Origin of the sequence: Spongiactinospora rosea (genome assembly GCF_003315795.1) — a bacterium.
GTDB lineage: Bacteria > Actinomycetota > Actinomycetes > Streptosporangiales > Streptosporangiaceae > Spongiactinospora > Spongiactinospora rosea.
Map to the genome: position 1 here is coordinate 209769 of NZ_QMEY01000002.1, position 19763 is coordinate 229531.

The 19763-nt window shown below is 69.9% G+C and carries 18 protein-coding genes; 12 read left to right on the top strand and 6 right to left on the bottom strand.

Annotated features, from left to right (window positions below):
- The first annotated feature begins 1 nt into the window (after position 1).
- The 5 genes from DP939_RS06350 to DP939_RS06370 all read left to right on the top strand — a co-directional run bounded on the left by DP939_RS06350 (position 2) and on the right by DP939_RS06370 (position 4011).
- The gene (locus tag DP939_RS06350; RefSeq protein ID WP_113979658.1) at positions 2-652 is read left to right on the top strand and encodes a hypothetical protein; all 651 of its coding nucleotides are present in this window, start codon (positions 2-4) and stop codon (positions 650-652) included.
- Entirely contained in the window at positions 649-2340 is a 1692-nt protein-coding gene (locus DP939_RS06355; protein WP_113979659.1) for a hypothetical protein, read from the top strand. Before DP939_RS06350 ends, DP939_RS06355 begins: the two co-directional genes overlap by 4 nt.
- Entirely contained in the window at positions 2333-3064 is a 732-nt protein-coding gene (locus DP939_RS06360; RefSeq protein ID WP_113979660.1) for a nitroreductase family protein, read from the top strand. The genes DP939_RS06355 and DP939_RS06360 overlap by 8 nt, the downstream gene beginning before the upstream one ends.
- A 36-nt stretch (positions 3065-3100) precedes the next feature.
- Positions 3101-3388, top strand: a complete 288-nt coding sequence (locus tag DP939_RS06365) for a hypothetical protein (RefSeq protein WP_113979661.1) — start codon at positions 3101-3103, stop codon at positions 3386-3388.
- 311 nt (positions 3389-3699) lie between these two features.
- Positions 3700-4011 (top strand): winged helix-turn-helix domain-containing protein, encoded by a 312-nt coding sequence (locus tag DP939_RS06370; RefSeq protein ID WP_113979662.1) that lies wholly within the window; start codon positions 3700-3702, stop codon positions 4009-4011.
- Between the two features lie 212 nt (positions 4012-4223).
- Here the strand turns inward: DP939_RS06370 and DP939_RS06375 are convergent, their stop codons facing one another.
- Positions 4224-4898: a hypothetical protein gene (locus DP939_RS06375; RefSeq protein ID WP_147267896.1), complete on the bottom strand. Its 675-nt coding sequence runs from the start codon at positions 4896-4898 to the stop codon at positions 4224-4226.
- Between the two features lie 107 nt (positions 4899-5005).
- Positions 5006-5896, bottom strand: a complete 891-nt coding sequence (locus tag DP939_RS06380; protein ID WP_113979664.1) for an MBL fold metallo-hydrolase — start codon at positions 5894-5896, stop codon at positions 5006-5008.
- Between the two features lie 96 nt (positions 5897-5992).
- Between DP939_RS06380 and DP939_RS06385 the strand changes: the two genes are divergently transcribed.
- The 3 genes from DP939_RS06385 (at position 5993) to DP939_RS06395 (ending at position 8114) form a co-directional block, all read left to right on the top strand.
- Positions 5993-6835: an AraC family transcriptional regulator gene (locus DP939_RS06385; RefSeq protein ID WP_113979665.1), complete on the top strand. Its 843-nt coding sequence runs from the start codon at positions 5993-5995 to the stop codon at positions 6833-6835.
- A gap of 303 nt (positions 6836-7138) precedes the next feature.
- The gene (locus DP939_RS06390; RefSeq protein ID WP_113979666.1) at positions 7139-7738 is read left to right on the top strand and encodes a DUF6230 family protein; all 600 of its coding nucleotides are present in this window, start codon (positions 7139-7141) and stop codon (positions 7736-7738) included.
- Between the two features lie 13 nt (positions 7739-7751).
- On the top strand, positions 7752-8114 hold the full coding sequence (locus tag DP939_RS06395) for a DUF6114 domain-containing protein (protein WP_113979667.1): 363 nt from the start codon (positions 7752-7754) through the stop codon (positions 8112-8114).
- A 64-nt stretch (positions 8115-8178) separates the two neighbouring features.
- Here the strand turns inward: DP939_RS06395 and DP939_RS06400 are convergent, their stop codons facing one another.
- Positions 8179-8964, bottom strand: a complete 786-nt coding sequence (locus tag DP939_RS06400; RefSeq protein ID WP_113979668.1) for a hypothetical protein — start codon at positions 8962-8964, stop codon at positions 8179-8181.
- A 136-nt stretch (positions 8965-9100) separates the two neighbouring features.
- Here DP939_RS06400 and DP939_RS06405 point away from each other — a divergent pair, with 136 nt between their 5' ends.
- Complete coding sequence (locus DP939_RS06405; RefSeq protein WP_113979669.1) at positions 9101-9760, top strand: CGNR zinc finger domain-containing protein; 660 nt, start codon at positions 9101-9103, stop codon at positions 9758-9760.
- Here the strand turns inward: DP939_RS06405 and DP939_RS06410 are convergent, their stop codons facing one another.
- Positions 9761-11023 carry a glycosyltransferase gene (locus DP939_RS06410; RefSeq protein ID WP_113980082.1) on the bottom strand — a complete coding sequence of 421 codons (1263 nt, stop codon included), beginning with the start codon at positions 11021-11023 and terminating at the stop codon, positions 9761-9763.
- A 94-nt stretch (positions 11024-11117) separates the two neighbouring features.
- Here DP939_RS06410 and DP939_RS06415 point away from each other — a divergent pair, with 94 nt between their 5' ends.
- Positions 11118-11672: a DinB family protein gene (locus tag DP939_RS06415; RefSeq protein ID WP_113979670.1), complete on the top strand. Its 555-nt coding sequence runs from the start codon at positions 11118-11120 to the stop codon at positions 11670-11672.
- On the opposite strand, the gene DP939_RS06420 is transcribed toward DP939_RS06415, so the two are convergent.
- Positions 11667-12200 carry a GNAT family N-acetyltransferase gene (locus tag DP939_RS06420; RefSeq protein ID WP_113980083.1) on the bottom strand — a complete coding sequence of 178 codons (534 nt, stop codon included), beginning with the start codon at positions 12198-12200 and terminating at the stop codon, positions 11667-11669. The two genes, DP939_RS06415 and DP939_RS06420, sit on opposite strands and share 6 nt — an antisense overlap.
- Before the next feature lie 87 nt (positions 12201-12287).
- Here DP939_RS06420 and DP939_RS06425 point away from each other — a divergent pair, with 87 nt between their 5' ends.
- On the top strand, positions 12288-12770 hold the full coding sequence (locus DP939_RS06425) for a VOC family protein (protein WP_113979671.1): 483 nt from the start codon (positions 12288-12290) through the stop codon (positions 12768-12770).
- Between the two features lie 51 nt (positions 12771-12821).
- Here the strand turns inward: DP939_RS06425 and DP939_RS46750 are convergent, their stop codons facing one another.
- Positions 12822-18542: a glycosyl hydrolase family 18 protein gene (locus tag DP939_RS46750; RefSeq protein WP_199564989.1), complete on the bottom strand. Its 5721-nt coding sequence runs from the start codon at positions 18540-18542 to the stop codon at positions 12822-12824.
- A gap of 383 nt (positions 18543-18925) precedes the next feature.
- On the opposite strand from DP939_RS46750, the gene DP939_RS06435 reads away from it, so the two are divergent.
- Positions 18926-19759: a dioxygenase family protein gene (locus tag DP939_RS06435; RefSeq protein WP_225878081.1), complete on the top strand. Its 834-nt coding sequence runs from the start codon at positions 18926-18928 to the stop codon at positions 19757-19759.
- Positions 19760-19763 lie beyond the last annotated feature (4 nt).

The following is a 19763-nucleotide window of genomic DNA, read 5'->3' on the forward strand; positions in this document are numbered from 1 at the left end:
GATGAACACGACACATGTCATCGCCGTCGGGCCGTTCGCGGCCGATGTGGCCATGGTCCTCCAGCGGCGGGAGGTGGACGCCGGGCCGACGCTCTTCGCCCAGGGGCACGGCGTACCGGCCGACCTCCTGCCGCCTGCGGGGACCTACGTTCTCGTGACCTCGCGGCACGACTCGAAGCTGGTGGCGGAGGTCGGCGAGCTGGCCTGGAAGTGGGGCGCGTCCTTCGTCCCCGTCGTACACGAGAAACACTGGCTCAGAGCCGGTCCCCTGATCCTCCCCGGAGAGACCGGGGCGTGTGCCGAATGCTTCGAACGCCGGTCCACGCAGCATTCGACCATCGGCAAGGCCATGTCCGACCTGCACGCCTTCTACGCCGCGGACCCCGCGGGGCCCGGCGGCCACCTGCCCTCCCAGGTGCTGATGGCCGCCGGGCTGGCGCAGTGGGGCCTGGCCGCGCTGCGCCGCGGCGACTCCCGGACGCACGGCGCCTACCGCGCCGTGAATCTGACGAAGGCCCAGTTCCTGCAGGGACGAACGGTGGGAGTGCACGGGTGCGCCCGCTGCTACCCCGCCTCGACGCCGATCTCGCGGCAGGACCGTTCGTGGCGCGGTCTCGCCGGCCACCTCACCGGTGCGAAGGGGCACGCGTGAACACCGAGAGCACCACGGACTCGCGGCACATCGCCGCCGCCATCGCCCGGGACCCGCAACTGTCGCTTCCCGACCACCTCAAGGTCGTGGACGGGCTCGTGATCGCGGAGGTGCGCAAGGGCGAACTGCTCGTCGAGGGCACCGCCAAGCCCCAGCTCTTCAGCGGCCGGCACGTCGAGTTCGTACGGCGGCTGCTGCCGCTGCTGGACGGGCGGCGCTCCGCGGCGGAGATCGCCGCCACGCTCGGCCTTCCCTCCGTGGACATCGTCAGGACGGCTCTTTCGCTGCTGTACTCCTGCGGCATGCTGGAGCAGGGTCCGACATCCGAGGAGACGCGCGCGCTGGAGAGCACGTCCGTGCCCGCGAGCGTGGTGAGCTACCTGAGCAGGAACGTGGATTCCACCCGGAACAACCCCTCCGGTGTGCACGCGGCCCTGAAGCTGGCGCGGCAGCCGGTCGTGGTCGCGGGTCCCCCCGGTACGCTGCGGTCGACGCTGGTACGGGCGCTCGGCGAGTGCGGCGTGACATCGACGCGGGAGGACGAGGTGCCCCTCGGCCCCGCCCCGCTCCCGCCCGCCCCGATCGCCGTCCTGATCGACGACGGCACGCTTGCCCTGGACCGGGTGGCCGAGTTCGACGCCTCGGTACGGGCGGGCGTCGGACGCTGGTTCCTCGTCTCCGTCACCGGCTCGGGCGCTTTGATCAGCCCGATCTTCGAGGACGGCTGGTCCGGCTGCCTGCCGTGTTATCGCGCGCAGCGTCCGCCGGCGCGGTCGGAGGAAGCCGCGGCGATCCCCGCCTGGCAGGAGGACCTGCTGGCCGGAATGGTGGGCGGTGAGGTGTGCCGGCTGGCGACGGGGGTGGAGCCGCTGTACGACGAGTCGGCCGTGCGGATCATCGACTTCGACGTCTGGACGGCCGAGGTCGAGACCTTCGTCCAGCTTCCCGGCTGCGCGTCCTGCCGGCCGGGCACCGAACCCATCGAGCGGGACGGCCTGCTCGCGGTCGCCTTCGAACACGACGTCACCCTGCCGCCTCGCCGGTACATCCCGGCCGGCGCGCACCAGAACCACTACAGCGCCTCGAACATCGAGCTGCACTTCTTCGACCGTCCGCGCGACTGGCAGCCGATCGACGCCGTCGGCGAGGCGGGATCGGAGCTCGCGGCCCTGCTGGAGCGCTCCTTCGGCATCCGCGAGTTCATCCCCGCGACGGCGGAGCGGGGAGCCACCCGTCGCCGCTGGGCTCCGACGGGCGGCAACATGGGCTCCCAGACGGCCTATCTGCTCCCCCTGGGATCCAACCGGGCGAAGCTGGAGCCGGTGGTGCACGTCTTCGACTCGGCGGCCAACCTCCTGCTGCGGAGCGGGATCGCGGTGCCCGCCGGGCGGCTCGCCGAGGCCGTCCCGGGCGCCGGGGCCGACGTGGACGCCGTACTGGTCCTGACCGGGGACAGCCTGAAGCTGGAGAACAAGTACCAGAGCCTGGGCTATCGGATCGCCAACCAGGACTCCGGCGTCGCCACCTGGCAGCTCGCGTTCCAGGCCGCGCATCGCGGCTGGACGGTCAAGGCCCTCGCCGAATGGGACGACGGGCTGCTGATCGACCTGCTGGACCTCGATCCCCGGCAGACGCCCGTCACCACTGTCCTCACGCTCCGCCGAACGAGAGACGCCGCCCGTGACTGAATGGACCCCCGGCCACCGGCCGCAGGAGATCGTGAACGACCTCATCGAGCGGGCACAACACACGCGCGTGACCCGGCGGTGGGCCCCTCCCGCCGAGAGGGTCTACGAGCATCGCCTTCCCCCGGCGAGCGCGCCCACGGTGGACCCGATGACCGTACTGACCCTGCGCCAGGCCACCCGCTTCTACCGCCCGGACGGCATCGGCCAGGCCATCATGGCCGGAGTGTTGCAGGCTCCGTCCGCGGCACGGGCGGCCCTGAGCACGGCGGAAACCGTGCCATATGTCCAGATTCTGGCCGCCGCCTACCGCGTGGAGGGCCTGCGGCCCGGACTTTACGACGTGGACCCCACCGGCACGCAGGCCACCTTCCTGCTCGACCTTCCGCCCGGCCGCCAGTGGCTGCTGCAGGACGAGTTCGCCGCCGCGCCCCTCGTCAGCATCATCACCTGCGATCTCCCTGCCGTCGCGGCGGCCGGCGCCCACGCCCATCGGCTGGTCATGAACCAGGCGGGAGTGGCCGCGCACAGCATGTGGCTGGCCGCGGGCGGACGCGGGCTCGCCGGGTCCATCTTCGGCGGCCTGATCCCCTGGGGCGTGCCGCTGCCCGGCTTCCAGCCGGGCGGCACCCGAAGCCCGCTCCTGGCCTTCGCCTGCGGCTTCCCCATGTCCGACCCGGCCGTCAGCCCCTGGGGGACGGCGGGCGGTTGGACCGGAGAGTCCTGAACGGAAACCTTCATCCCTGCTTTCCCGGAGGTGGTCATGAAATACGCCCTCGTAACACTCCTCGCCATCGGATCGACGCTCGTCGCCGGCCCTGCCCACGCGAATTCCCCGGCCGATTCGTCGCGACCGGCCGCCGTGTCCGATACGGCGTGGTGGCCGTGGCTCCTGCCGTGGCCCAACAAACCGCGCTGCCCGGAACGCGCCCCGGCCGGCTCGACCTACGTCGGTTACGTCCAACCGCCGTTCGGGCTCGCCTATGACCTCTACAAGTCGCAGGGGACGGACGGTTCCACGATTTATCACCAGGTCTACTGCCCGCGATAAAACCGGCTCCGCCGTCCACGGCCATCGCCTCCTTCCGCGCGCCCGAGGCCGCGCTCGCGAAGGATCGGGCGATGGCCGTCCCCATGTCCCGGCACCCCGCCCCTTCGCCCGGTTCCTACCCGCGCGCGACGCCGGTCGAGGTCGTTCGGCGCTGGTCAAGGGCTGGTCGAGACTGGTCGAGCACCGTTCCGGACAGTTCGGGACAGCCGAATATCTTGGTTACGCCGCCCTGATCTACTTCAATGAGGACTGTTCCGGATCGCCTCCAAGGCATCTGCCCGTGTCAGTTCGGAAGAAAGTAGGATCTTCCAGTGAGCGGCTCCGCAGCACATCCCCGCCTGGAACTCGACGCCGTGATCCACCCGCCCATTCGCCTCTCGGTCCTTGCGGTCCTCTCCAGAAACAGGAGATTGGAGTTCGGCAAGATGCGCGATGAGGTCGCCGTCAGCGCGGCCGCGTTATCGAAGCACATGAAATCACTGGAACTGGCCGGCTACATTCAGGTCCAAAAGGGATACGTGGGCAGACGCCCACGCACCTGGCTCGCCATAACAGAGCCCGGACTCAACGCATTCGAACGACACACGGCGGCCCTGCTGGCGATCTCCAGGGGCCCGTCCTGACGGGGGAAGACCACGCTTTCGGGCTGCGCCGTCAGGTGCGACACCTGGTGGCTCTCGACGTGCGCCTCGGAGGCGACCACACCTCCACGACCGCCCTGCGTACGCTGGGCGAGGCCGAGCACGACGGCGGTGGCGAAAGATCGCAGCAACAGCGACAGTGAGCCGCTGCGACGGCCGGCTCCTCGCCTCTGGCGACACCGGTCGCGACGCCGTCATTCGGCCGGGCGGTAATCGTGGCCGTTCCAGTGCAGGGTGACCTCGGTGGTGATGCCCTCGGCGCAGTTGGGGTCGCACGATTTCTCGTAACGGGTGATCGTGTATCTGCCGTCCGCGCCGGGGCCGGCGAGTTTCGCGTTGTAGTAGGCGAACCGGCCGCCCGAGTAGTGGTCCTCTGGGGTGCTCCAGCCGATGTCCTCGAATCCCTTCGTGCTGGGCACGAAGACCAGCACCCCGTCGTAGCGCCCGGGGTTGTAGGTCACGAAGGTGTTCTTGGTGGCGTCGGTCGCCGGGTCGGCGAAGCGCAGGGACTTCTCGTCGTGGATGTCCACGTCGGTGGAGGTCAGTACGTTCCCGCTGCCGCTGACGGCCGTGACGCACCCGGTGGGCTCCTGGGAGGCCGGTCGCCGGATCAGGAACACGCGGACCGCGCCGAGGTCCGGGTGCTGGATGTCACGGCGGTCGAGTACCTTGCCGGCGCACTTCGCGGCGGCCGGTGGGCTCGATGGGAGAGAGGCGGGCGAGGGTGAGGGGGCCGCCTGGGGCGGCCGGCTCGTGCCGCCGCCGCATCCGGCGGTGGAGAGCAGCGCCAAAGCCGAGACCAGCAGCGCCGATCCGCGTAGACCCGTAAAGCCCTGGCGACGTGAACCCGGGGATTCGCTGGGAGGCATGGCATTTCCCTCTGCGTCGAAGCGGGACGATCACTGAGCGGAACGGCTTTGGACTTTACCGCGCGCCGGGCCCGCGCGGGGACGAAGGACTCTTACACGAAGGACTCTTACGGGACGAGGGCGAAGCCGTCGCCGTTCCGCCGGACCTCCACGACGCCCGTGCCGCCGAAGTGCGCGGGGATCAGCAGCTCGCGTTCGTCGGCCGCCCGCGCGAGGATCCGGCGGCGGCTGGCCACCGCCTGTTCCGGGGACAGGCAGGCGTTGCTGTTGCAGCCGGGGTGCAGAATCTGCACCGGGCTGTGCAGCAGATCTCCGGCGAAGACCGCCCGATCGCCGCCGGACGCGAGCCGCAGCACCGACGAACCCGGGGTGTGGCCGGGGGCGGACTCCAGCGTGAGGTGTTCGTCGATGCGGTGGAGGCCGTCCCACAGCACGGCCAGTCCGGCCTGGTGGACGGGCGCGATGCTGTCCTCGTAGATCAGCCGGTCGACCTCCTGCACTTCGTTCCCGTACGCGTTGTCGGGGCCGAAATGGAAGTCGTCGGCGGCCGGAAAGAGGTAGTGGGCGTTGGGAAACGTCGGTGCCCACTGCCCGTCCGCGGCGGCGGTGGTGTTCCAGCCGACGTGATCGACGTGAAGGTGGGTGTTGACGACGATGTCGACGTCCTGCGGGCGGACACCGGCCCTCGCCAGCAGGCCGGGGAGATCGCTCCGGGCGTGGTGGAAGGGCCCCATGCCCGGTCGCTCACGTCCGTCGCCCACTCCGGTGTCGACCAGGATGGTCCGCCCGCCGCTGCGCAGCACCCAGCTCTGCAGGGCGAGCACCGCCCGGTCGCCGTCCGGCTCCCAGTGGTCCGGCACCAGCCAGTCCTCGTTGTCCTTCCATACCTCGGCGGCGACTCCCGGGAACATGCCGGAGGTGGGTAGGAACGGTTCGTGCCGCTCGACGATCCGGATGACCTCGACATCGCCCAGCACCATGCGCTGCTCGTTCGTCATGCGTTCGAGCCTAGGAAGGCCGGGTGATCTCCTCAATGCACGCATTGCTCAACTGAATACGCGCCCGTCTCACGCTTGATGTGTAAAGCTATCCGGGTGGATGTGGTGAGCGACGCGATCTCTGCCGCGAACCTCGGGCGCCCGTCGTTCCACCGGCTGCGGGTGAGCGAAAGCCTGAGGCAGGACCCGTACGAGGGAGCGAACTTCTACGTCGTCCTCAAGGGCAACTGCCGGCTGCTGCCCGACGGCGGCGCCCCACTGCCGCTCGGCGTGGGCGACGCGGTGCTGATGCCGCACGGCACCGGCCATGCGATCGCCGACTCCCCAACGGACAGAGCGGAGGTGCTGTGCGCCAAGTACCGGCTGGACTGCAGGCGCAAGCACCCGCTCATGACGGAGCTGCCCGAGGTCGTGCACCTTCCCAGCCGGGTGGGCAGCCACCTCGAACTCCGTGCCGCGATGGACCTGGTCGCCGGTGAGCTGGACCGGCTACGGCCCGGCTCCTGCGTGGCGCTCCCCCACCTGCTCGATCTGCTCCTCATCTACATGATCCGCTCCTGGATGACCAAGGCCACCAGCGGAGCCTGGCCCGGCGCGCTGCGCGACCCGGTGACCGCCGCCGCCCTGCGGGCGCTGCACTCCGAACCGGCCGCGCCGTGGAGCAACGACCGCCTGGCCGCCGAGGTGGGGGTCTCCCGCCCCACCCTGGCGCGCCGGTTCGCCGCCCTGGTCGGCCGGCCTCCGATGACGTACCTCACCTGGTGGCGCGTGATCCTGGCCGCCGGGATGCTCCGCGACACCGAGGAGACGCTGGCCACCATCGCCGGGCGCGTCGGTTACAGCAGCCCGTACGCGCTGTCGCACGCCTTCCAGCGGGAGTTCGGCACCACGCCGGGCCGCTATCGGGCACAGGCCGCAGGACGACTTCAGCTGTCCTGACGTTCAGACGATGGGCCGCCGGACCCGCCTCGCGCCGGCGCAACACCCCGAGCTGTTCACCGGCTGACTTCGCCCCTTCGGCTCCCCCGGCGACCGCGCGCCCGTCTGGACCGAGATCGGCGTCCCCTGATGCCTCCTCCGGTTATCGGCAAATTTGTCCAGGGGCAAGCCATAAGTGCCACGGTGTGCGGCGTGTACGCCGACGAACGCCCGCGTCCTCCCGCATGCTCGGCCGTAGACCGGACTGTGGCCGGCCGTAAGAGATCGCCGGCTCCCGCGGGGCCGTGGGAAAGGAAGCGCATCATGGCCGAGCAGGGGTGCGTGCGCTGGAAGCGGTTCGGCCTGATCCTCGTTCCCGTCGCGGCGATGACATCGCTGCTGATCGCCGCGACGGCGCAAGGGGTCATCGGCGCCACGTTCGTGGTGTCCGGGGACAGCTTCAAGCTCTTCGCCAGGGAGTTGCGCGGCCAGGGCTTCACCCTGGCCGGCGGTATGGACCGTACCAGAAGAGGTCAGGCCGTCCCCGTTATCGTGTCCGGCATCCGGCGGGCCACGGTCGTCGAGCTGTGCACCAGCGCGCTGGTGAGGACGCCCATCGGCGTGGTGACGATGCGGCTCACCGGGGGCGAGGGCGGCAACGAGGTGGGCATCGACAACCTGGTGATCGACGTGGAGATGGGGCAGACCGCCGCCTCCATTCGCGACCTTGAGCTGGGCCGTGACGCCGGCAGCCTGGACGCGGTGCCCGGAGGTCCCGGCGGGCCCGCCGGGACCTTCGGGAGCCAGGCCAGGGTGGTCACCCTGCGCAACGTCAGGCTGGGCGCGTGGGCGGTCACGGCCGCGACGTTCAGCCTGCCCGACCTGCGCCTGCGGGTGCTGCGCGGCACGTACGAGTGCTACTGAAGGGCGAGGGACCATGAGAGCGTGGCGGCGTACCCGGCCGTTCTGGGGCGGGCTGTTCATCGTGGCGGCCGGGCTGGAGCTGATCTCCATCCCGCTCGCGCTCGACACGCTGCGCGCGGCGATCGTCTTCGGCACGGTGGGCGCGGGCCACCTCATCGCCATCGCCCTGGTCATCGCGGGGGTGCTCGTCTGGCTCCAGCCCGGCCAGCGGGTCTTCCTCGGCCTGATCGCGGTACTGCTGTCGCTCGCGTCCTTCGTCTACTCCAACCTCGGCGGCTTCCTGCTCGGCATGACCTTCGGCCTGCTGGGCGGCATGCTCACACTGGCCTGGTCCCCCGTTCGGAACGCTGAAGTCCGCGGCCCCTGCCACTCGTGAAGGGCCGGGCGGCCCGGAGGGGGTGTCTCCGGGACGCCCGGGGTTTCGCGGGTGTTCTTTCGGGTCAGCGGCTGGACCAGATGGGCCTGTTGTCCTTGGTGTAGATGACGAGCTTGCCGGTGTTCTCCACCGACAGCCATGCGCCCGGGTTGCCGGCGGTCTTGGAGGACCACACGGTCCGGTCGCCGGGGGCGATCACGACCCAGTTGCCGTTACGTTCCATGACCGAGCGGGCGCCGGGGTGGCTCGCCGTGGGGGTGTGGAACAGGGCCCGCCGGCCGTCGTACAGGACCGCGTTGCCCTCCTGCTGCTGGATCAGGCGGTACCGGCCGTTGCTCGACTGGATCGACTGGCCCGGGTTCAGGACGTGCCCGGAGGGGAGCTTGCCGTTCAGGTAGCCCTTGGAGGACCACAGCGGCTTGTTGTCCTTGGAGTAGATGACCAGGTTGCCGCTCTCGTTGGGCAGCAGGAGGTAGGCGCCGGGGTTGCCCGCGGTCGGGGTGCTCCACAGCGGCTTGTTGGTGGCGCTGTAGATGACCAGGTTCCCCTCCTTCTGCATGGTCGCGCGGGCACCCGGGTTGCCCGACGTCGGCGAGGCCCACAGCGCCCGGGTGCCGTCGTAGAACACGAGGTTGCCCGCGTGCTGCTGAACCAGCTTGAACCGGCCGCCCCCCGACTTCAGCGACTGCCCCGGACGCAGCCACTCACCGGGGCCGAGCCGGCTGTCGGCGGCACTGGAAGCGGCGGCGGTGGCGGCGGCCTGGGCCGGTTGGGTCAGTGCGCCCACGGCCAGCGGGCCGGCGAGCAGCGAACCTGCCACGATGGCGATCGCGGCCTTCTTGTTGATCAATTTTTCCCGTCCGTTCGGTGTTGGCTCATGCGCGCGAGATCGCGTTCATCCCGTGCGCAGAGACGTTCACTCCAACCGGATAACATCCCTACACTGGTTGGCTGCGCTTCAAAAATCGGAGAAATGGCGGTCATCGGTGGTCGCGATCGTTCAGGCGCACGTCTTCAGGCCCCGTGACCTGGTCGGCGGGCATGTCGTCATCGACCTGGTGAACACGGTCACGGCGCGCGACGCCACGCCCATCGACTGGATCGACGGCTATCCCCGCCTGCTGGAATGGGCCGCCCTGACCGGCCGGTTCGACCCCGCCGATCTCGTGGCCCTGCACGACCTGGCGGTGGCCGAGCCCGCCGCGGCGGCGCGGGCCCTCGCGCGCACCCGCGCGCTGCGCGAGGCGTTGCACGATGTGATCACCGCGCTGGCCGGCAAGGACGTCCCTGCCCCGCCGCAGGCGGTCGCGCAGGTCGAGCGGCACTGGCGGCGGGCGGTCGGCGGTGCGCGCCTCGCGGTGCATGGGGGCGCGGTGCGGCCGCGGCTCAGCGTCGAGACGTCCGGGCTTGAGTACCTGAACCACGAACTCACGCTGCGAGCCGTCGACCTGCTCGGGACGCTGCCGCCGGACCGTACTCGCCTCTGCCCCGGCCCGCGCTGCGGGTGGTTCTTCATCGACCGCTCACGGGGAAACCGCCGCCGCTGGTGCGACATGGCCACCTGCGGGAACGCCGTCAAAGGCCGGGCCCACTACCAGCGGAAGCGGCAGGCAGCACGCGCGCCGGAGGACCGGCAGGCCACCTGATCAGGCCAGCGACTCCAGGACCCGCACCGCGCGGCCCGCGCCGTCCTCCGCCCGGATCACCCGCGCCAGGCGTTCGGCCGCGTGCGCCATGGCCGGGTCGTTGACCGCCCGGCGGATGGCGGCGGCGAGCCCTTCGGCGGTGAGCCGCCGCTGGGGCCGCGGCGGCGGGGCCACGCCGGCCGCGTGCGCGCGGGCGGCCCAGAACGGCTGGTCGGCGACGAACGGGCAGACCACCTGCGGTCGCCCGGCGGCCAGGGCCGCCCCGGTGGTACCGCTGCCCCCGTGATGGGCGATCGCGGCCATGCGCGGGAACAGCCAGTCGTGCGGCGCGTTGTCCAGCAGGAAGACCCCCTCGGGCAGGTCGTTCACGCGCAGGCCGCCCCACCCGGACGCGAGCACCGCCCGCACCCCCGCCAGCCGTACCGCCTCCGCCACGACGCGGCCGACCCGCTCCGGATCGGTGCCGACCATGCTGCCGAACCCGACGTACACCGGCGCCGGTCCCGCCTCCAGGAACGCCAGAAGCTCCGGCGCGGGCGCCCAGTCCGGCGGGGCGGGCAGGTACCAGAACCCGGTGGTGTGCACCCAGCCCGGGTAGTCCAGCCCCTCCGGCAGCACCTGGGCGCTGAACGCCTGCAGCACGGTGGCAGGCCCGCCGTCCGGGCGGCGCAGGAAGTCGTGCCGCCCGCGCCGCCGCGGCAGTCCGAGCCGCCGGGCGCGCACCTCGTCGGAGACCCCGCCGAAGGAGCGCAGCATCAGCTTGATCGGGACGTACGAGGCCCGGTTGAGCGCCCTGGGCAGCGGCACCGGCAGCATCGGATTGCGGAACGCCCGCGTCGGAACCCACACCGGTTGCAACGCGGCGGGCACCGCGGGCACGCCCAGCCATTCGGCGAAGTGGTGCCCGGGGATGCCCGGTCCGTGCACCACCAGGTCGGCCCCGGCCTCGGCCACGGTGGCCATGTCGTCGAACACCTTGGCCATCAGCGGCCTACTGCGCCGCATCACCTCCAGCGCGATCTTCTTGCCGCGCGCCCCGCGATAGTTGGTCTCGATCGCGGCGCGGATGCGCGGGTCGGCGATCAGCGTGTTCGGCCCGTCGTGCACGGGCGCGAACGCGATCCCGTACGGCTCCGCGAGCGAGGCCATCGCCGCCGGAGCGCCCAGCACCGCCTCGTGCCCGGCCCGCCGCAACGCCAGCGCCAGCCCGGCGTACGGCTGGACGTCCCCCCGCGTGCCGTGGGAGAGGATCAGCACCTTCATCGCCACCGCCACGCTTTCGTATGGAGGCCCCGGACCACACGGTCAGTAAGCTAACCATATGGTCAATGACCCGGCAAGACCTAGGCTTGCTCCCATGGCCGAGCTTGATCGCATCCGCTGGCAGTTCGATGTCTCCTGGTCGTTGCTGACCATGCACCTGGACGACGTCACCGATGAGCAGGCCCTGTGGGAGCCCGCGGCCGGCTGCTGGACCGTACGCCCCCGGCCCGACGGCACCTGGGCCGCCGACTTCGCGCTGGAGGAGCCCGATCCGATTCCCGTGCCGACCATCGGGTGGGTCATGTGGCACATCGGGTTCTGGTGGACCGAGACGCATGCCGGGTGCTTCGGCGATGGCGCGTCCGGCTGGGCGGCCGCGGCGGCGGCGACGCCGTGGCCCGGTACGGCGGGTGCGGCGGTGACCTGGCTGACCGGGTGTCATGAGCGCTGGAGTGCCGCGCTGGGGGCGCTGACCGGCGATGACCTCGACTCGACCGGACGCAGCGCCTGGTTCGGCGGTGGCGGCCTGTCGCTCGGGCACGTGCTCGTGTGGGTGAACACCGAGCTCACGAAGAACGCGGCCGAGATCGGCAACCTCCGCCTTCTGTACACCAACCGGGCCGTGGCCGGGGGTCCGGCGGGTTCATGAGGACTTCCACTCCTGGGCGAGGAGGCCGAGCAGGACCTCGTCCACGAACTCGCCCATCACCCAGGACGAGGAGCGCAGCACGCCCTCGCGGACGAAGCCGTTGCGTTCGGCGGAGCGCAGCATCGCGGTGTTGTCCGCCAGCGTCTCGATCTGCAGGCGGTGCAGGCCGCGGACGATGAAACCGTAGTGGCACAGCGTCGCGACCACGTCGGTGCCGTAGCCCTTGCCGCGGGCCGCCGGCAGCAGCCCCAGCCCGATGTGGGCGCACCGGTTGTGGGTGTCGATCCCCCACAGCGTGGCGGTGCCGACCAGCGCGCCGCCGTCCAGTGCCACGACGGAGAACGGGACGTGGCCCTGCTCCTTGTCGTCCACCACGAGCCGAGGGTCCTTCGAGCCGGGCGTGATCGGCCGCCACGGCCCGCCTTCGGCCCGCGCGGAGTTGACCACGTCGTCGTACAGCTCGGCCAGCAGGATCGGAATGTCCTCATCGTGCCGGGCCCTGAGCCCGACCTTCTCACCTCTCAGCACCAATGCTTCCTATCCGACCGGACTGTCCGGCGGCAAACCGGTGTTGGAGCATTCGAAGATCGAGCGATGACTGGAGAGGGAGCTGTCATGGCCGAGGTACCAGAAGAGTCCGGCCCCGTGTCCGGGGTGCGGCAGTTGCGCTTGGTGGTCGAGGCGGAGGATTACGAGGCCGCGCTCGCCTTCTACCGGGACGTGCTGGGCCTGCCGGAGCAGGTCGCGTTCTCGTCCGGCGACGGTGCCCGCGTGACGATCCTGGAGGCGGGGCGGGCCACGCTGGAGATCGCGAATCCGGCGCAGAAGCGGCTGATCGACGAGGTGGAGGTCGGGCGCCAGGTGGCACCGAAGTTCCGGGTCGCGTTCGAGGTGGACGACGCGCGCGAGACCACCGACCGGCTGGTGTCGGCGGGCGCGACCGAGGTGGCCCCGCCGACGGTCACTCCGTGGCAGTCGCTCAACGCCCGGCTGGACGCGCCCGCGGGGCTGCACATCACGGTCTTCCAGGAACAGCTCAGTATCGAGGAGCGCGCCGGGCGCGAGGGCTTCGGCACCGAGGCCGAACGCGCGGAGTGAACCCGTCGCCCCGGCCGGTGGCACCGGCCGGGGCGACGGTGTTGTAGGACGTTATGAGATCGGCTTGGGCTTGGGCAGGGCGGGCTTCATGTGGGGGTCGGGTTTACGGCTCTTGCGGGGACCGGCCGGTGGTGCGGCCGGCGGAGGCGCCGCGCTGCTGGTGGTGCCGGTGGGCACCGGAGCGAGGGCGGCCGTGCCGGGGGCCGGGCCGAGCTTCTTCCAGGCGGTGCCGTTGCCGGGTTCGTCGGTGGCGGTGGTCCACCAGTTGGCCCGCCAGTAGAAGCCGTTCCAGATGACGGTGCTCGCGGTGGTGCCGTCGGGGTCACCGGCGACGACCTGGGTGCCCGGCCGGTTGCCGCTGTTCTTGCCCTCGGCGACGTACGCGGGCTCGTAGGAGTCGTCGGCGAACGACACCAGTTGGTAACCGGTTCCACCGGCCGGGGTGCCGGTCGTGATGATGTCGTCCTCGCCCGGCCGCATGGTGCGCAGTTGCCACCACTGGTGCGGCTCGCCGTCGCAGTCGTGCACGCTGAGCGACTTGAGAACCCCGTCGGCCTGGAGGCACTTGCCGCGGCTCTTGATCCGGTACCAGCCCGCGCCGCCCTCCTCATCGACGCTCCACAACTGGTTCTCGTTGCCCGGCTGGTTCCCCACCAGGTGCGGGGTGTCCCAGTCGGCGGGGTGGTCCAGGACGTTGCTGCCGACCCAGTCCACGATCCGCCAGTCGTCGCCGTCCTTGTCGAAGGCGAACGTGCCGCGCGGGTTGTAGGGGTGCGGCTGCCACTCCTCGGCCTGGCAGTCCACCCCGTCGGCCATCTCCGGGGTGACGGTGGTGGCTCCCTTCTGGTCGTTCTGAGTGGAACCGTAGGTGCGGGGGCCGGTCTTGAGGGTGACGTTGGCCGGGCCGGTGAGCGGCAGATAGTGGCGCAGCACGATGTCGTGGCTCGCGCCGGGCGCGATGTCCTCGCAGTAGCCGAGTTTCACGGTCACGCGATGGAAGTCGGCCTTCAATCCGCCGGTGTTGCTGCCCTCCCGCCCCTTTTCGATGACGACGTTCTTCCCGAATTCCTGATAATTGCCGTCCCGCAGGATCGGCGGCGCGGACGTCGGGATGTCAAAGGCGATCTCGGTGCCCGACGGCAGCGCGACGTCGGTGTCGTTGGTGATGCGCAGCTTGGGACGCATCGGGTAGAAGGGGTCGTCGTTCGGGAACTCCGGATCCTTTCCGGTGGGATAGTCCACCAGCTCGGCCTTAACGTCCACGACGTAGTTCGGCAGCGTGGTCCCGCCCGCGCGGGTGGTCTCATAGCCGCCGGAACCGCGCAGTCCCTCATCGAGGCGGGTGGTCATGTCATAGCCCATGCCGTAGTCGCCGCCGCCGAGTTCGGTGTAGTCGCCGGCCAGTTCCCACATCATGACGCCGCCGAGCTTGTGCTCCTTGACATAGTCGATTTTGGCGTCCAGCGAGGCGTTGTTCTCCGTGGACAGGAACACCTTCTTGTCGGCGTTCCACAGCCACGGGGCCTTCAATGCGTCGTCGTACTTCTCCTCGTAGGTCCCCTTCAGCTTGCCCTCCTCCTTGCCCGCGTCGGTGTAGGCGCGCAGGTAGTTCGGCGCCCTGCCCTTCTGGAGGTTCCTGGCGTGCCACATCGGATTGGAGCCGGACGCCACCTCCTGACCGGCCCCGCCCAGGTCGTGCCAGAGGTTGTCGATGCCGACCGCGCCGTTTCCGCAGGCCGTGGGGGTGGACGAACCGGAGCCCGGTCCTGTGCCGGGCTGGCACTGTCCCTGGTCCGGCAGGGCCGCCGCGCCCCACAGGCCGTCGGTGCCGCCGGCGACGTTCTTCCAGCCGCGGGTGTAGTAGGGAATGCCGATGTTGATCCGGCCCGGCGGCAGCGCGCCGCGGTAGTAGTGGTAGGCCCAGTCGACGTTGAAGTAACCGGTCTTGTCGTACTCCTTCGTCGAGTAGAAGTCGGCGGCCTCCAGCTCGTTGTCCTTACCGTCGTCGTACAACGGGGCCTGCGGGCCGACGAAGTGGTTCCACGAGCCGTGCATGTCGTAGGTCATCAGATTGACGAAGTCCTGGTACTGCAGCGCCTCACCGGCGTCGAAGCCGCGGACCAGGTAGCCCGAGGCCGAGGCCGCGGACGTGAGCAGGTAATAGCGGTCCCGGTCCGCACCGGCCCGGTCCAGTTTCTCGCGCAGCGTCTTCATCAGCGCGTTGTAGCCCTTTTGCAGGCCCTTGCGGCGGGGGTCGGACAGCTCCCAGTCGGCGGGGTTGCCGGCCTTGGGCAGCGCGCTGGGATATTCGTAGTCGATGTCCACGCCGTCGAACACCGCTTTGTAGGTGTCGAGAAATTCGACGACCGAGTCGGTGAACGTGTCGATGCCGGCCTGGTTCACACTGCCGTCGGCGTTGGTGGCCATCGCGTAGAAGTTCCGTGTGTCGGCCCAGCCGCCCACCGAGATCAGCGTCTTGACCTGTGGGTGCCGTTTCCTGAATTTGGCCAGCAGGTTGAAGTGGCCCTTGTAGGGCAGGCCGGGATCGGGCCGGGCGTCCACGGCGTCCGGCCAGGTCATGCCGGTGGCCGGGTTGTCCGGGTGGGTGGTGTCGCCGACCGAGATCTTGTTGCCGTCGACCTTCGCGAACGCGTAGTTGATGTGGGTCAGCTTCGACCACGGGATGTTCGGCACCAGATAGCGCGGCTGGTTGTTCGCGCCGGTCCGCCAGCCGGTGAAGTAGCCGACCACCCGCTTGTCGCGTCCGCCGCCGCCCAGCCATTCCCGGCCGTCGGCGTCATAGGCCAGGCAGTACGGCGCGTCCACGCCGCGGGTCGCCGTCAGCCCCTCGGGGCGGCACCGCGAGTGCGGGCCGTCCACCACGGCCTTGCCCTGACGTCCGTCCTCGCCGTTGTCGTACGGGACACCTGCGGCGATCTTCAGGTCCTGCCGGTTCGGCCGTACCCCGCCGGTCCAGTCGAAGATGCTGCCGCGCAGGCTCGGCCACATGACCGTGAGGTCCACGACGCTCGTCTCCAGCCTGCTCTGCCGCAGGTCGGAGAGCATCACCAGCACCGACACCACCTGGTTGCCGGAGATGAGATCGACCCACATCGCGGTCGGCCGCTGGTGCCGGATCAGCGCCGCGTCCACCCGCTTGGCGAACGGGGTGAACATCAGCGCCGGGATCGCGTCGGCGATGGGGGTCGGCTCCACGATCCAACTGTCCTTGTTGGCATCAACGGTGACCTGGAGCACCCCCATCATGCCGTCCCGGAAGACCAGCGCCCGGTTCTTCTGGTCGCCGACCGCGGCGTCCACGCCGGACTCGAAGACGGTGCCCCGGAAGGGGTGGAAATAGTCCCTGATGGGCCCGGGGCCCTTGACGCGCCTGTCGTTGCCGGTCTCCGGGTCCAGCTCGACCCGCACGTACTGGTCGCCGCGGAACAGCATCAGCTCCTTGTCGGTGGAGGTACGTGCCTCGAAAACGGCGTCGATGCCCTCGGCGAAGTCGGTGTCGCGCAGGCTCGGCCAGTTGTCGCCGGCGTCCTTCACCTCGCCGAGCCAGCCGTCCGACTTGCCGATCGGTACGTCACCGGGGTGGATCGTGCCGTCGATGTCGGCGTCCGGGTTGAACCGGGCATAGCGGCCGTCCTGGAACAGGTAGTGGTCGGCGAGCCGGAAGCCGTCGCCGCGCCACGGATCGACGGTCTCCACGGCGTCGTCGATGGGCGACCGGGTCAGCCTCGAATCACCGGGGCGGTCGCCCGGCCGCCCGACGCACGGGAAGTACTTCTGCCCCGAGACCCCGATCTGCTGGACGGCGTCCGACAGGCAGGCGCTGAGGGCCTTCTGGCCGTGCGCGTTCGGGTGGATGGCCTCCGCCAGCTCGCCCGGCGTGGTGAACCCCTGGATGAACCGGACCCACTCGGCCTCGTCCGCGGGCATCGGATCGGACAGCGTTTCGCCGGACTTCGCCTGCCGGGCGGAGGTCGCGCACAGCTCGTGCCCGTTGAACGCGTCCTTCAGGTCGAGGAAGGCCACGCCGGCGCCGTTGGCCGCCCTCCGCAGCATGTCGCCGATGCCCTTGATGGCCCCGTCGCGGGTCCACGTCAGATCTGCGTCGTAGAAGGGGCAGCCGCCCTTGGTGTACCGGTCGTAGTGATCGCCCGGGTACCGCATGAACTCGGCGGGCGGCAGCGGGGACGGGTAGGACTGGAGGACGAGCCGGTAGCTGCCCTCGTCCTGCCCGGCGTCGCTCATGGTGGCGCGGATGGCGGCGAGGACCTTGGAGACGTCCTTGCCCACGCCGCCGAGCCGTGCCTTGAGCTCCCCGTCGGCGCTGTCGCGGCAGGCCGGGAAGTTGCCCATGAACCTCGTCACGCAGTCCTTCACGATGTCGGAGAACCCGAGGTCGTTGCCGCCGATGGACACCGCGATCGTGTGCACCTCGAACTCCGCGGCGATCTCGGCGAGTTGCTCGATCTGCGGTTTTTCTCCCTTGAAGGAGTCGGTGAGCAGGTGCTTGGTCTCGGCGCCCGAGCACGCGATGTTGAACTTGTGCTCCTGCGAGACCCCGGGGATCTCGACGCCCTTGATCTCCGCGACGTCGGAGCGGTGACAGGCGTGGCCGTTCTCATAGACCTCTCCGGCGGCGGATCGGTCGGTGCCCCAGGAGTCGCCACCGGTGGAGGTGTTGGCGTTGCCCTGCCAGCGCCCGCCCTCGCCGGAGATGTAGCTGTCCCCCATCGAGACGGCCGCGAGCTGGAGGCCCTCGATGGGACAGGCATCCGCGGCGGCGGCGAGCGGCGCGTTCGCCGGCGCCGTGCCGCCCGTGCAGGTGCCGGTACCGGCGGGCCCGAAGAACACCGGATAGTGATCGGAACCGTTTCTCGACCCCGCCCGGCTGGCGTTGTAGCCGTTGCCCGCGCCCTTGGCCACCATGTAATCCAGTTCGGCGCCGTGATCGTGGGTCCGCGAGCCCTGGGAGATGATGCGCTCGCCGGGGTCGAGTTCCGTGATGCTGTTCAACGCGGCCTGGTTCTCCGGGAAGTTGAGCTTGGCGGCCCCGCTGAGCCGGTTCCGCGACGCCCGGAACGCCTCCGAGTTCTCGGTGGGGAACCTGTTCCAGTCGCCCATCGCGGCCCAGTCGCTGATGAATCCGGGCACCTTGTGCAGGCTGGAGATGTCCTCGACCAGCGTGTCCGCGTTGTTGTTGGCGCGCTTCGGCGCCGTGGTGGCGTGGATGGAGTAATACCAGGCGTTGTCCACCCTCACGCCGAGGGCGGGAAAAGCGGTGTTCCCGTCCCAGTCATCCCGTACGTTGACCACGTGAACGTCCGTGGCCACGTTGGCGACGTTCAGGGTGGTGACGATCGCGATACCCCGGTTGTTTGAATTGGTGCGGATCACAAAGGCGGTTCCGCCGTTGCCGGAAAGCGTGTACTGCTCGACCCGCCAGCGCAGCGGGGACGAGGTCGTCCCGTCCGTGTTGAGGTAACGCACATCGTGATTCGTGGCGGTGAGGCCCAGGAACGGCCCGTTGACCACCTCCTGGAGTGCGGCGACCTTGACATTGTTGGTACTCATCAGATCGGGCACTTTGCCCGCGTTGTCCCCGCTTCCATGTAAGTTCCAGGTCATCGCGCCCTGGGCGATGGCCGCGTTCGCGGACGGCGGCTGCGGTACAACGACGAGGAGCCCGGCGACCAGCGTCAGGGCCAGCAGGTCGGCCGCCCGGCGCCTCCATCCACGACCCAATAATCGAGACATGTGTCCCTTCCCGGTACGCGTTATGACAGCGTGGTGGTGGACTGACGATGACGGCCGTCAAGCGCAGAGTATTTCGCCTGACATCCACCTGACAGTCCACTTTTTATCCATTCCGGGACGGTCATGAAGGGTCGCGCAATTCGGCCTGACCAGGCGGCCGAAAAAGGGGCTCCTTATCCATCGCCGCGATCTTCGGGGCGCCGCGGCCTCATATCGGCCGGCACCTGTCACGCCGCTATATGGAGCCCGCCATAACGTCGATATTATAGATTTCTGTAGGGTACTCAGGGTAAATGCGTGATGCCAGCTTCTGGGGTAGCGGCCCGGTGCTTACAAGCATCCGGGCCGTACGGTAAACCGCTCAGCAAACCAAGGAGATCACTGTGGAAGCCGAGCACACCGGCGCCGCGAGGGAGCCGGAATCCGGACAGGGCGGCAAGGTCATCTCGCGGAAGACCCTGCTGAAGGCCGCCGTCATGGCAGCGCCGATCCCCATCCTGGTCCCCCAGATTCCCGCGCTCGCCCGCAGCATGGCCCCCGGGCAGACCCTGGAGCCCACGCCGTACTGCCAGGAGCCCGAGGACCGCACCCCCGCGCAGACCGAGGGCCCGTACTTCAAGCCGAACTCCCCGCAGCGCGACACCTTGACCGGCGCCGGCACCCGCCTCGTCGTCAGCGGCTACGTCTTCAACCTGGCGTGCCAGCCGATCGCCAACGCCCTGCTGGACTTCTGGCAGGCCGACAACAACGGCAACTACGACAACGTCGGCTACACCTTCCGCGGCCACCAGTTCACCAACGCGCAGGGCCAGTACCGGCTCACCACGATCGTCCCCGGCCTGTACCCGGGCCGGACCCGCCACATCCACGTCAAGGTCCAGGCCCCCGGCCGCCCGGTCCTGACGACCCAGCTCTACTTCCCGGGCGAGCCGCGCAACAACACCGACACGATCTACGACCCCCGCCTGCTGATGACGATCAGCTCATCCGGCGGTCAGCGCCAGGGCGCGTTCGATTTCGTGCTGAACATCGCCGGCGGCCCGACCGGCGGCCCCACCGGCACGGCCCAGCCGACCACCTGGCGCCCGAACGTCCTCTACCAGGTGGGCCAGACGGTCGTCTACCAGAACGTCACCTACCGCTGCGCCCTCACCCACACCTCCCGCGTCGGCTGGGAACCCCCCAGGGTCCCCACCCTGTGGACCCGCGTCGGCTGACCCC